Source organism: Geomonas sp., from assembly GCF_056994735.1.
Window position 1 is genome coordinate 35,754 of sequence record NZ_JBXKJL010000518.1, and the last position, 12,804, is coordinate 48,557.

The window sequence follows — 12,804 nt, forward strand, 5'->3', positions numbered from 1 at the left end:
CAACCTATAGCGCCACGATCTAGTGACCACACTGACGGTGGTACTCGCGTAGAGCGCCGACAACCTCCTTGACGCGTCCAGCTTCGACAGACGAGACGAGGCGCTCAAATCGATCAGGAGCGTGGCTTTCAAGGTGGGCACGTGCCCATGACGTTTCAGCTTCGATTGATCCGTTGGGGAATCCATCGAGATTTGCCGCGTAGGCCCGGATCGCGTCGATGGTGGCGATACGGCGGTCATGGCTAACCGGGCTGGATCCGGCCCTGTTAGCTGAGGTGGTGAATCCTGCTCCCTGGCAGTTGAAGCACACGCCATGAACACGGGAGAACTCGCCCGTTCCGTTGCAGCGTCGACAGCGTCTTCCTCCTGGCGGAACTGTGATCTGCATAGCTTTATCCTTCCTGCGTCATGTCTGCGTCGTGTCCAATCATACATGTGGCGCTACAGGCATGCAACCTATAGCGCCACGGTGGGGTGATGATCGAGATCAGATAGCGTACGCGGACGACAGGACCCACAACACCACGGCCAGCACCCGAGCGACCACATAGACCCGGTGCTCACCACACCCTGCGGACGCTATCCGCCATCCGTAGGGCAGACGGACCGGAGCACGTGACACCGGCCCCCAGAGCGGCACACCCCGGTAGGTGCAGCAGTCACCAGCCAGGTGGACGCCCCACCCGGTGGCCACCGCGAGACCCACCCACCACAGCGAGGGATCGAGGTACCAGGCGAGGAGCCCGGTCACGACACCAGCCCCTAGAGCGGTGACCGCCCAGTGGGTAGCGCCACGGTGACCGCCACATACCGCGCTGATGGCGGATGAGAGGCGTGGCAGCCGGCGTCCGAGCCGGCTATCAGGTGTGTCGATGTCCGGCATGACCGCGGCGCCCCAGGCGATGGCAGCGCCGGCCAGGGTCACGGCGTAGGGGTGGCCGGAGTCGGATGCTCGCGTGAGGATGTCTCCGGCGAGCCAGACCGTGACCGCGGTCATGGCGTGCGTGCGCGTCATCATCGCTTACCCCCCTTTCCGGGCATCTCCATGATCGCGGCGAGGATGTGATGCCGCTGAAACTTCAGAACGTCCCGTGGGTCATATCGGGGTAGCGCTCGGACCTCGTAGAGGGTCAGCATGTCCCGGACGGTCCACCGGGATAGCCCCGTGACCCGCATGAGATCAGCGATCGTGACGATCGGTCCCACGGTGTGCACGGTGACCAGGTGCCATCCTTTGTCAGGTGTGGTGGTCATTCCGCCCGCCCGGCGTCGTACCGGCGGCAGGCGAGGTGCAGCGCGATGGGGTCGGTGGGAAGAGTCTCGTCGGTCCTGTCCCCGGCGATGGTGCCAACCATGCAGTCGGACAGGACCTGTGCATCCATGATTTCGCATGCGGCGAGGTACTGCTCACGGCTCAGGGGGCCGTGGCGTAGCCCAGCCTCCTCCAGTTTGGCGAGGCGCCTTCGGACGTCTGCTGTGCGCTCAACAGCGGTGCCGAGATACCGGCGGTACCCCAGGCGAATCCGGAGGGCGTCGGCGTGGGTGACGGTGTCGGGGATGTAGTACCCGCCGTCGGAGTCGCTGTGTTCGTCGGTGATGTCGTCGTCATCGTCGGGGTCGATCCCGGCGATCCCGCAGGCCTCGATGTACATGGGTCTGTCGTAGACGTTGGGCTGGATGTGCCCGGTCGGGTCGGGGCTGACCATCCGCTCGGGCTCGTTGCGGTAGGGCTCTGAGAGTATCCAGAGCGGGGGCTGGTCGGTCCCCTCGTTCATGTTGCGGAGGGTCGCGCCGTAGGGGAGTGGGCGGTCGGCGAACGCCTCGGCGATCGCGGTTTCGACCTTGAATATCCCGGTCCAGAGGTTGTTCATCGTTGTCAGACGCCGGAGTTCGGCGGTGGCGGTGGCGTGATCAGTGAAGATCTGGTTCCGGAATGGCTGTCCGTCGATGGTGATGTACCAGATCCCGCCCTCTTCGTTGAGGTCGTAAATGTGGCCGAGCTGGGGCATGAGTTGATCCCTTTCGTGTGTGTTGACCTCATTCGACTATACGCCATCATGGCGGATCACGCGTGTCATCGATACACCTATCGGCCTTATGGCGCAGTTGTCGTCTATGACGGATCGCGCACGGACGCGCTCCGATCTCCTGGATACGGTGAGGGCCCCCGGGGACGCCCCCGGGGGCCCTCACATTCACTCAGGCGAGTATCTGATGGAAGTGCCGATCAATCGGATCCTCCTCGTCCTCCTCCCCATTGCCCGTGCTACCCGCGATCGGCTGGGGGATCACGATGGTGTGCGGCCCCCGCGGCCTGAACGCGAAGGCAAAGACGGAGCAGGACAGGACACACCAGATGAGCACGGTGACGCCCACGGCCAGATACCGGCCGGTAGCCGGAGTCGAGGACCAGACCATGAAGCCGGTGAGGGCCCCGTGGACGAGGAACCCGGCGCGGCCGGCCCAGGACCCGAAGGTGCCCAGGAAGAACAGCGTGGCGCCGGTGACGATCCAGAGCATCTGCAAGTCGTCAGCGCTGGCCGGGAGTGCTCCAGCGTGGTCCGTGATGTAGGTGTGGATCGGATCGGCGCTGACCTTGATGAGGGGGCTGTCCTGGCTCAGGTCTACGGCCACCGCTGCGGCGTGGCCGATCCCGGAAAGGACGGCTCCGAGGAGTTTCCACACCAGAATGAGGACCAGGAGCGTGCCGGACAACGCCGCGAGCATCGCGGCGACCAAGCCGGCTCCGGCCAGGGTGCTCGGGTCGGTGACCCAGCCTGGGAGGAGCCGGAGGATACGGCGGATTGGTGTGGTGTCGTCATCGGGTTGGTGGTTGTCGGGCATCGGTGGCTCCTCCTGGTGCTTGGTTGGGTTAGGCGGCTGCGGCGTACTGGCCACGGCCGGTCTGCCGGATCAGGCCGAGGCGCTGGAGGTCTCCCAGCAGGTTGTAGATCTGGCTGTCGCTGTACTGCGTCGCGCGACGGATCGCACGGGGGCTGATGTGTCCGTCAACGATGGCGTCGAGGACTTTCTGTTGGCCGGGTGCGAGTCCGGCGGAGTTGATCGGCTCCGGGATCCAGAAGCGGTCAACGTGGTGCACCGGTGGGTGGATGTCCGAGGTTGCCGTGACCGCGGGCATGGTGGTCGTGCCGGGTGTCTGCGGCTCCAGCCCCAGGAGGGCGTCGAGGTCACTGAAGTTGATCTCGCCACGGTCAGCGAGGGTCAGGAATTCGGCGTCAGCGGCGATCTGGGCGGCTGCCACCTCGTGGCGCTGGGCGTAGCAGGGCCCGGCGACGTTGGCCTGCCGCTGGGGCAGACTCCGCCAGGTGATCTGTTCCGGTGCGGTTTTGTACATGTCGTCATCGAGGCAGTAGCCACGGAACGGGGCGGATCGGGCGTCGATATCGGGTCGGGCGAGGTATGCGTATCCGGGAAGCCGTGGGAAGGCCCGGGGAGAGATATCGACGTTGAATACCATCTTGGCATTACGAGTCTCCGAGCGGAGGATCACACCGTTTCCGGCCAGCAGGCAGGCCCGGAGGGTGTCGGCTTCGTTCCCGGCGCCACCGAATGCGTCCAGTGTCGGCGATTGGTCCGCGCAGACTAGGCCCACGCCGACCTTACGACCCTCGCGGGCGATGACGCTCATCAGGATCTGGATGGGGCGGGCCAGTAGCGGATTCTCGGCCGCGCTGGTCAGTTTGTGGATCTCGTCGATGAAGACGAGTAGGCCGGGGCGCTCCGGAGTGGGGTGGAAGCCGTTTACCTCTGCTTTCCTATTCTCAACACCGTTGATGATCATCACGCGTGCTGCGGCCAGCAGCATGTTGTACACCCCCTCGGGGGTGGTTGCGGCATAGTCCGCGTGCTTCACCAGCATTGGGGAGGAGTCGCCACGCTGCCCGTCGCCATACCAGACGATGGTTGGGTGACTCACCGATGCCGCGCAGCTCAGGGCGATGATCTCGAACATCCGGGACTTACCTGATCCCGGGGCACCCTGCAGATAGCCGCCGAAGATCCCGTCACGCTGGTAGACAGCGAACCGGGCGATTCCCTCGCCGTCGCTGAAGGGTCCGAGGTCCACGGCACCGGTATCCGCGTTGAGCGCGAACTGTGGTCCCGGCCAGATCTGGGACTCGCGGATGGGGGGACGGACAACTACTGTCAGCAACGCCGCCGGCTCGGGTTCGTCTGGATGGGTCTCGACGATGATGTCTTGGTGGGGCATCAGCCGGAGTCCACCCCGGAGCGTCTTGACCATGCTTCGGACGGCATCCACTGTCTGACTGCCCGGTACTAGGTTCAGGGTGTACCGGTATCCGGCCTTGATGCGTCGAGGCTGGGTCAGAGTCGAGCCAGCCAAGGCCTTACCCGTGGCGCCGAGATTAACGGCCCACCGGGCGATGTAGGGATCCTCCTCGGCGGGCTCGGTCAACTCCGCGTAGGTCCCCGGGCCGAGTCGGTACTGCCGCCACCACAGCAGGCTCAGGCCGGATCCGACGAGACCCAGTACTGACAGGGCCTCGGCCGAGAATCCCGCGGCGGTCACCGATGTCATCCAGGTCGCGCCCAGGTAGCAGGCGGCGACCATCCGGCGCCGTAGATGCCTGTCGGCGAACCGACGGCGGGCCTGGACGGCCAGAACCACGGCCAGGACGAAGGAGGCTACGGCGATGGCGATAGCGATCTCAGCGTCAGCGTCGGTCGCGGTCATCGCGACTCGTGCGGTGCCCGCGGCAAGGGCGAGTGCGCTCATCGCGGCCCATGGGGCTACTTGCCGCCGGAGGCCGGGTTTGGTGGTCTCGGCTGGCTGGGTGGTGGTGTCGGTGGTGGTCACCGTGGGCCTCCTCGCGGTAGGGAGGTGGGGGCCCCGGGTGGGGGCCCCCATGGAGTGGTCAGTTGCCGGCCAGCTGGAACTGCTTGTCTCCGGCGTCGGGGTTGGAGGCGTATGCCTCCTGGATGCTGAGTTGCTTCCGCAGCTCCTCGGCGTGGCGCAGCGCGATGTCATGGGCGTTGGCGAACGCCTCCTGCATCTCGTGTGCGGTGCGGAGGCACTCGCCACCGACACCGGCATTGGTCAGGTGCCCGATGTAGCCTTCATTGCCCGATGCGGCATGCTCGCCAGCGGCTTTGGCGAGATCTTCGGCGTACGCGATCGACTGCGTGAGTCCAACAATTTCGGTGTTGATCGTGGTGGACATGTTGTGCTCCTTGTCGGGGTCGGTCGTGGTGGCGTCACTGGGAAACGGGATGATGCGGGCCGTCGGTTCGGTGGTCGTGGTGACCGGGGCCGTCGGTTCGGTGGTCGGCTTGGTCGCCTCGGGTGCGGTGGTCGACTTGGTCGCCTCGGGTTCGGCTGGCGGATCCGTGTTGATCTGCACGCCCTCGCGGGGGAACGTGCTGCCAGGGCACCGGTGCTGCTTCGCGGCTTCCAAGGCCTCCGCTTCGGTGGCGTAGTCGAAGCCCTTCCCGGGGCAGCCAGGCCGCCGACATGACCAGCTCCATTTCCCGGAGTGATCGTTGACAACGGTTGGGCCCCGGTGGATGACGCTCACGCGTTCCACCTCGCCACCGTCATCGGTGGTGGGTTTGGCCGGAGCCTCATCGATGTTGGTGGTGGTGGTGGGTGGCAGGTTCCGCTTGGTGTGCTTGGTGGCGCGGTCGCGCCTCCACTGGGTTTGGGCCCGCAACCCGTCGGCGAGGAGGTCTCTCCACCACTCGGCGAGGCCGTAGCGGTGTTGCTCGGATAGGGGCTGGCCGGCCGCACGGGCCGCATTGGCCTTCGCCTCATAGCGGGGGTTGGGCATACCCTTCAGTGCACATGACACGTCAACGGCCGCATTTTTGATCAACCAGATGATCAGCCACAGGGCAGCGAGATCAAACATCAGACGATCCCTTGCGCTCGATTTTTCTTGACGACGCGCTTCGCCATGATGAGCGCGCCACCGATGCAGGCCACCGCTAGGCCGGTGGCCGAGTTCGTCACCCATTCCGACAGGCTGTCGTTTATGACCGACAGGAGCTCTCCGCACCAGCGTGAGATGGTCACTCCGAGCTTTCCGTCCACGCTCGCGGCGATGGAGGGGATCGTCAGTGCTGACCAGATCGCGGTCTGGTTTGGGATCATGTCGATGAATAGATCAATGGCTAGGCCGATGATGGCCACGGCCAGCAGGACCGAGGGAATCCACGTCCAGGGCAGAGCACCCAGAACGAACTGGATGCATCGGCCGATCAGCGTTTCCACGGCGATGGTTCCACCAATCAGGGCCATGGCGAGTGAGATCCAGGCGAGGACGGTGGTTCCCTTCTGCTTCATCACTCTCATTTTCATGACTTCTTCTTCTCCTAAAACATGATCCAGGCCAGGAGGCCTAGCAGGGGGCGGATGAGGTGGGTGGAGGTCCAGGGGCCACCACCGGTGAGGATCAGCAGCTTCCAGAGGGCGAATATCGGCAGAAATCGGCCTGGTCTCTGAAGGATCCATTCGGTGTAGCGGCAGGCCGCGGTCACTGGCAGGCTCACCGTCAGGTGCCATGCGACGCCCACTCGGCGGACGAATCCGTCTCCGGTGGTCCAGGTCCCGTGTCGGGCGTAGTTGGCGAGGTCTGAGACGGCCGGTGGGGGTTCGGTCAGTAGGGCCGGGGGGATCCAATAGATCCGTCCGGCGGTCCACTGCCGCCATAGCCAGTTACGGACGGTGAGTAGCTGTGATTGGAGATTGGAGGATTCAGGCCCGGTTTCCGGGCTCTGGGTGGCCTCGGAGGCACTTTCTGATTCTCCATTGGAGATTGGAGAATCACTGTCGGTAGTTGTTTGGGTGGCCTGGCCTGATCCGGTTTCCATCGGTGACGTCTCCGCTACCATGACCACACCTCCTTCTGTCTCTCGGGAGTTCCGGTCCCGTAGGCCTCGCATGCCTACGGGACCGACCTGTCGTTACTTCCGGATTTGTCCCGGATATTCGCTAACGGCCCCTCCGACGTTTGTCCGGACAGTGAAGGTCATGCTGTTCTGGAGGAGTTCCAGGACCCACACCCTGGCCTGGTCACGGGCCGGCTGCTCGGTGAGGAACGTTGCCGGAGGCCGGAGGCGTCGGGTGTAGCAGTCGAGCGCTGTGACCCGGTACGCCTCGGCGTTTCGGTAGAGAGTGATCTCTGCCCCGTGGGGCGTAACAACCGTGATCCACTCGTTGATGTCGAGTGGCTTACGGGTGTCCGGCCGGTCCATGGCTGTCCCTTTCCAAAAGGTCTGTTGCCAGTATACCGACTCTTGCCTAAATCGCAAACCGGCGGGGGTGCATTAATGGTCTTGATGGTCCACGGATGGGATGTCGTGCGGTAATCCACATCCCACCGGCCCGTACGGGTGTACGGCCCGTACGGCGCCGGCCTGTACGCCTCGTACGGGGCCGTGCGCCTCATGCCGGTCCGTACGGGCCGTACGGGCGTACGCCACCCCGTACACCTCTGTACGGCCCGTACGGCGATGCGCTCGCACCGGGTACCGCACGGGCCGAGGTGTACGCCCGTACGGTTCGTACGGCGATTCCCGTACGGTGCGTGCGGCCCGTACGCCATACGGAGGTGTACGGGCCGCGGTGCGTACGGGCGTACGGGCTGGCGCCGTACGGGCGAAGGATCCGTACGGTGCGTGCCACGTACGGCGTACGGGGTCGCACGGGCGCATGGGTGTACGGGGCGTGCGATCTGGCCCTGGACCGTACTGGGTCCTGGCGTACGGGCGGACCGTACGGAGGTGTGCGGCGTACGGCCCGCCGGGGCGTACGGAAGTGTCCGTACGGGCGGGTCGTACGGGAGCGCCGTGTGCCGTACGGAACGGGCCCGTACAGGATGGCGCCGTACGGTATGGGTAGCGCGTGCGGCCGTACGGGGCGTACGGGGGCCCTGTACGGTGATCGCCGTACGCGGGGGGATGTACGGGCCGTACGGGGCCGTACGGGGCCGTACGGGGTGGGACGTACAGGTGTCGTACGGGGCGTACGGATGTGGCTCGGGGGGTGTACGGAACCCGGACGCACGGACGCCCCCGTGGTGTACGGGGGCGTCCGTTCTGTGTGGTGAATCTGTGGTGCGCGTCACTAGTTGGGGTCAGTGGAGTCTTCCGGAGCCGGGCTCATCGGATCCTCCTCGTGCGGCCTAGCGATCGTCCCGTCGGATGGTGCCGATCTCTTCCACCTGTGCCATGAATCGGTTGACGAGATTCTTGACCTGGTCGGAGGATCCGCCGAAGAGGTGGGAGTACAGGTCATCGATGGCGGCGTCTCGCTCAGCCGACGGTTCGTGAATGTTCTTCATGAATAGAGCGCCAAATCGGGCGAGTCTATCCCGGTCGACTCCAGTTGCGGTGGCGATCTCATTGACGGAGGCGGTGTAGTCCTCGGTGTGTGTCATGCCGGCAATCCTATCCATAGCGCTACAGGACGTCAACCTGTAGCGTTCTAGTTTCCCGGATGGTGAATGGCCCGTTGCCGGTCCTTAGCGGCCCTCTGCCGGCCTCAGGGGCGATTTGGTGGTGCAGGTGCGCGCGAGTCCTCACCGGGGCGCCACGGGCCCGCTAGGGGCCGACAACGGGCCCGGACACACCGCGGCCCCCGGCGAGTGCGCCGGGGGCCGTCCGTGGTGGGTCTGTCAGGAGTCGCTGTCAGAGGAAGCTAGGGCCTTCTCGCGCGCCTTCTGCTCCTGGTTGTCCTTCTCGATCCGTTCGATCGCGGTACGGACTCGATCCGCTACGGGGATGGCCGAGTCCATCGCGTGAGCGCATGTGACGATATCGATGATCCGAAGTGCCTGCCGTGCCATCACCTTCCGGTGCACACTCGGGTTGAGACAGGTTCTCTCAACCGCCGAACGACGAAGTCTTCCCTGTCGCATCAGGTCGACGAGTTGATTCCAGTACGTGACCACAATGTAGGTGTCACGGACAGCCACCGGCAGGGCCGGATCATTGCCACCTTCGACGACCTCCAGGTCGGTCGAGGGGGCCGGCTCCGAGGTGGTGGAGAGGATCGGCGTGGTGGTGGCGTCGATGATGGGGTGCCCGTTGGCCCGGTGCCCGTTGATCGTGGTGGAGGGAAGGACCAGGGGAGTGGGCGTGGTCTCCATGGCGTCCGTGCCGCTGGCTTCCTGGACAGCCTGAGATCCGCCCTTGGTGACCGCGGCAATCCGGGTCTCGATCCCGTAGGCCAGCTCCAGGCGCCGGATTACTTCGTCAGCGGTCTCGGTGCTAGCCCTGAGCATCATTCGGCGCACCCGACGGGCCCGATGGGCCCTAAAAAGCTTGCCCGATGACGCCAGCATGTAGGCCGCTCGGGTGAGCTTGTCTTCGACTCGGGCGACCTCGGCCTCATCGAGGGTGGTCGTACCGGGACGCCAGGCCCCGAGCCGGATTAGCAGGTTGAGGGGGGTCCAGACGAGTCGGCCCCGGTGCGCGGTGCTGCCTTCGGCAACGAGTTTGATCCAGTGGAGGAGGGCTACCCCGAGGGGCAGGAGGATTCGGAGCGCGATTTCGACGATGCTCGGTGAGGCTAGGGCGACCACGGCACCCTCGGCCACGGCGACGATCCAGAATGCGGTGCCGAAGGGACCGGGGCGGCCGTGGCGCTCCTGGAAGTCTCGGGCCAGCCGGAAGAAGTTGACCATGAGTCCCTCGGCCACGCCGCACACAAAGATAGCCAGCCACCAGGGGAGGGGCATTGCCAACTTGGTGGTGAGGACCCAGTACATGCCCTCGGCGGTCAGGCCGAGGGCCATGAGGGTGACGAGGGTGCTGAGGGGGTCAGAGCTCTTGGTGGTGCGGTTGCGGTTGCGGGTGGTGTGCCAGGTGGTGGCGGAGATGAGGACTAGGGCGATGGCCAGGGCGGCCGGGATCGCGATGGTCCCGTACTCGTCCCAGAGGCGGGTGAGGTTGGCGTTCATGGCGAGGTGTCCTTCGCGGTCGCGGTATGTGTGCGTCTCGCGTAGCCTACCGCGCACACCATAAATGCGCAACCTCAGGGTGTGTCTTTATGGGGTGGCTGAGACAGCGAACGGCCCGACCCGTCAGCGTGACCAGGTCGGGCCGTTCCGGGTAACTACCGGGTCCGGTGGCCGCTCCTACGCCGTTTGGCCGCGTACATCGCGGCATCGGCGAGGCCGATCATCCGGTGCAGATCCGTGTCCGTGACGGGACAGATCCCGTACGACACGGACGCCGTGATTGATCCCTCCCTGGTCGGCACGGGATCTGCCGTGATCCGGTCGGTGATGCCCATCATGGTCACACTTGGGTCCCAGCCGGCTGGAATGAACACAAGGAACTCGTCACCGCCGTAGCGGACGGCGTAGACACCGCTTGCGAGCAGGATTGCGGCAACGTGCGTCAACACTCGGTCACCGGTCCGGTGCCCGTAGGTGTCATTGATGGGCTTGAGTCCGTCAAGATCGATGAACACCACGGCTCCAACCGTGGCGGACGGGACGGTGAGGGAGTCCCACCACTCCCGGAGCCACCGGAGGTTGTGGAGTCCGGTCAGTTCGTCGATGTCTCGGCAGGCTAGCGCTGCTTCCAGGGCCGCGATCTGGTCTGCCATGTCGGCGATGGTCCGGTCACGGTTCTGGATGTCCCCACGTAGTGCCGTGGCGTAGGCCCTGAGGTCCGTGATCGGGACGGTGTCGATGTCAGTGAACATGATTTCCTTTCGGAATCTTGGCTGGTCCTAAAGACACAACCCGAGGTTGCGTATTTCCATGCTAGCGGCTAGGCTCTAGGCATACAACACCTAAGGAGGCGGGTCATGGAGATCTGGGACGTCGAACTCGGATACGTCACCCGGCGTCGCGGAGCCCGTCTCCACCTCGTCGTGGGTGGACGGCCACGGTGCGGATCGGGATCCGGCCGCATCATCGAATCCCGGAAAGCCAGGGCTAGCGACGGACCCCAGGTCTGCAAGAAGTGCCGCGAGGCGCTCCGTACCCGTCTCGTCGATGTCATCGATCTCCGCGACCGCCACGGTTGGGCGGGCAGGGGAATGCACAATAGTCCAGGAAACCGGGCAATCGTGGAGGCATGCCGCGACCTGGTCGAGGGCATCATGAGCCCGAAGGAGAAGGCCGAGCGTGACGCGATGTTCTTGGACATCGCCAAACGGCTGCACGCTACGCACGTCGAGTTGACCACGCCGAAGCCCCTCCCAGTCGTCGTCGTGGAAGACGAGTTGACCCTGTTCTAACGAACCGGGCCAGACATCGCCCCTGGTCCGTCCGGACGTATTACCGCGTCTGGACGGGCCATAACCACCAGGAAGGTCACCATGAACCACGAGATCACCGAAGAAATGATCGACTTGATTTCCCAAGATCCGGGCGCCGTCAAGCGCGTCCTGGAAAGGGCAAACCTCATGACCATGAGCGATATCGCACGCAGGCTTGGTATGTCCTACGACAGAGTCAAGGTCCTGAACACGCGCCGGAGGGCCTATGAGGCGGCCGGAGAGGGCGACATGCCGCGCTCCGACGCGCTTCCCCCACCGCTAATGGGAACGTGGTGGGATCCGGCCGTGATCGAGACCTGGGGGCTTCAAACCGGGAGGATCGATATCCACGGAGTGGCCCAGCGTGCCCGTCCTACGGGGCGGCCGAAGAAGCGGAGAGACAACGCCGCATAGCCCATCATGCCAACGGCCCCCGGTTCGCCAGCCGGGGGCCGTTGGCGCGCAAGGACCAGCCAAGTCTCCCGCGTCGTCCTAATCATAGATGATCGGGCAAACCTCGCGGAACGCCCGGTGCCGACACCGACGGCAGAGTGACGAGTTATCCACAGGCATGCGCGGTGCATACAAATTGGACATTTAACGTTTCCGCAGGTCGCACCATCGACGGATTTTCAGGGCATGGTAAATCCGTCAACGGTTCTGACCAGGGAAAAGAGGGTGTTTCCGCAGGTCGCACCATCGACGGCTCTTTAGGGCCTAAGGAGCCGTCGCTAAGAGAAGTACCCCATTCAAGAAGTACTTAAGAAGTACTACCCCCCTACCCCCCGGCGTGATCGTTCCTGGCCCGCCGGGGTCCCGGCCGTCACGGGGGAGGGGGGAACCCCTAAAAGACGAAACCAAGAGTTGCGTACTTATGGGTGTGACGGCTACGCTGCGATGAGGACCAGCCAAAGGAAAAGCCATGACGACTCCGAGTCCCCTACCGCTCGGCGCACGCCTCGCTGCCGAACGCGCCTACACCAACCTGTCCGCCGCCCAGCGCCGCGACCCGGCGCTAGTCGCCGAGGCCCTCCTCACCGCAGCCGCGCCGTTCATCGGGCGCAGTCAGGGACACCTCACCACAGCCGAGAGCCGGGACATCTTCCGACTGTGGCTCACCGGCGAACCGGTCGCCGCGCTCGCCAACCGGTTCGGGGTCACCCGGACCACGATCACCAACCACATCCGGCGGCACGTGACACGGACCCTCCGGCGGATCGAACACGGAACCCGGATCTCCGTGATCGCGATGGAGAACCAAGTGTCCGCCTCGGAGATGTCCACCGCCCTCGCCGACTGGGAGACCCGCCATGGCGCAGCGGCAGCGTAGGAACACCACAGCCCGTCAGATGACCTGCGAGTGCGGGTCGATGATCACTCTTGTTCCGTTGACGGGTGACACCCAGATCATGATCCCGATTGATGTTGATCGGGACGGGTCCGGCGATCTGGTGATCGTCGGCGGGGCGGCCGGATACACGATCCGTCCCGTCGCCCCGGGGGAGGAGCCGGAGCCGCGGTTTCGTCGGCAGTCCCACTGGAGCACC

The 12,804-nt window shown here is 64.8% G+C and carries 15 protein-coding genes; 3 read left to right on the top strand and 12 right to left on the bottom strand.

Features of this window, described 5'->3' with window-relative positions; translation table 11 throughout:
* Positions 1-487: 487 nt before the first annotated feature.
* The 12 genes from AC11W3_RS21870 to AC11W3_RS21925 form a co-directional block, all read right to left on the bottom strand.
* The gene (locus AC11W3_RS21870) at positions 488-1,018 is read right to left on the bottom strand and encodes a metal-dependent hydrolase (RefSeq protein WP_484093800.1); all 531 of its coding nucleotides are present in this window, start codon (positions 1,016-1,018) and stop codon (positions 488-490) included.
* Positions 1,015-1,254: a hypothetical protein gene (locus tag AC11W3_RS21875; protein WP_484093801.1), complete on the bottom strand. Its 240-nt coding sequence runs from the start codon at positions 1,252-1,254 to the stop codon at positions 1,015-1,017. Before AC11W3_RS21875 ends, AC11W3_RS21870 begins: the two co-directional genes overlap by 4 nt.
* Entirely contained in the window at positions 1,251-2,009 is a 759-nt protein-coding gene (locus AC11W3_RS21880) for a hypothetical protein (protein ID WP_484093802.1), read from the bottom strand. The genes AC11W3_RS21875 and AC11W3_RS21880 overlap by 4 nt, the downstream gene beginning before the upstream one ends.
* Before the next feature lie 190 nt (positions 2,010-2,199).
* Complete coding sequence (locus AC11W3_RS21885) at positions 2,200-2,727, bottom strand: hypothetical protein (protein ID WP_484093803.1); 528 nt, start codon at positions 2,725-2,727, stop codon at positions 2,200-2,202.
* A gap of 145 nt (positions 2,728-2,872) precedes the next feature.
* On the bottom strand, positions 2,873-4,561 hold the full coding sequence (locus AC11W3_RS21890) for a P-loop NTPase family protein (RefSeq protein WP_484093804.1): 1,689 nt from the start codon (positions 4,559-4,561) through the stop codon (positions 2,873-2,875).
* A 337-nt stretch (positions 4,562-4,898) separates the two neighbouring features.
* On the bottom strand, positions 4,899-5,891 hold the full coding sequence (locus tag AC11W3_RS21895; RefSeq protein ID WP_484093805.1) for a hypothetical protein: 993 nt from the start codon (positions 5,889-5,891) through the stop codon (positions 4,899-4,901).
* Entirely contained in the window at positions 5,891-6,340 is a 450-nt protein-coding gene (locus tag AC11W3_RS21900) for a hypothetical protein (protein WP_484093806.1), read from the bottom strand. Before AC11W3_RS21900 ends, AC11W3_RS21895 begins: the two co-directional genes overlap by 1 nt.
* A 14-nt stretch (positions 6,341-6,354) precedes the next feature.
* Positions 6,355-6,873 (bottom strand): hypothetical protein, encoded by a 519-nt coding sequence (locus tag AC11W3_RS21905; protein WP_484093807.1) that lies wholly within the window; start codon positions 6,871-6,873, stop codon positions 6,355-6,357.
* A 72-nt stretch (positions 6,874-6,945) separates the two neighbouring features.
* Positions 6,946-7,236 (bottom strand): hypothetical protein, encoded by a 291-nt coding sequence (locus AC11W3_RS21910; protein WP_484093808.1) that lies wholly within the window; start codon positions 7,234-7,236, stop codon positions 6,946-6,948.
* A gap of 929 nt (positions 7,237-8,165) precedes the next feature.
* On the bottom strand, positions 8,166-8,420 hold the full coding sequence (locus AC11W3_RS21915) for a hypothetical protein (RefSeq protein ID WP_484093809.1): 255 nt from the start codon (positions 8,418-8,420) through the stop codon (positions 8,166-8,168).
* Between the two features lie 237 nt (positions 8,421-8,657).
* A complete protein-coding gene (locus AC11W3_RS21920; RefSeq protein WP_484093810.1) occupies positions 8,658-9,944 on the bottom strand; it encodes a hypothetical protein in 1,287 nt (428 codons plus the stop codon).
* A 155-nt stretch (positions 9,945-10,099) separates the two neighbouring features.
* Positions 10,100-10,696: a GGDEF domain-containing protein gene (locus AC11W3_RS21925; protein ID WP_484093811.1), complete on the bottom strand. Its 597-nt coding sequence runs from the start codon at positions 10,694-10,696 to the stop codon at positions 10,100-10,102.
* Between the two features lie 105 nt (positions 10,697-10,801).
* On the opposite strand from AC11W3_RS21925, the gene AC11W3_RS21930 reads away from it, so the two are divergent.
* From AC11W3_RS21930 to AC11W3_RS21940, 3 genes are all read left to right on the top strand, one after another.
* Positions 10,802-11,236, top strand: coding sequence for a hypothetical protein (locus tag AC11W3_RS21930; protein WP_484093812.1), 435 nt, complete (start codon positions 10,802-10,804; stop codon positions 11,234-11,236).
* 81 nt (positions 11,237-11,317) lie between these two features.
* Complete coding sequence (locus AC11W3_RS21935; RefSeq protein WP_484093813.1) at positions 11,318-11,671, top strand: hypothetical protein; 354 nt, start codon at positions 11,318-11,320, stop codon at positions 11,669-11,671.
* Positions 11,672-12,179: 508 nt separating this feature from the next.
* Complete coding sequence (locus AC11W3_RS21940) at positions 12,180-12,587, top strand: helix-turn-helix domain-containing protein (protein ID WP_484093814.1); 408 nt, start codon at positions 12,180-12,182, stop codon at positions 12,585-12,587.
* Positions 12,588-12,804 lie beyond the last annotated feature (217 nt).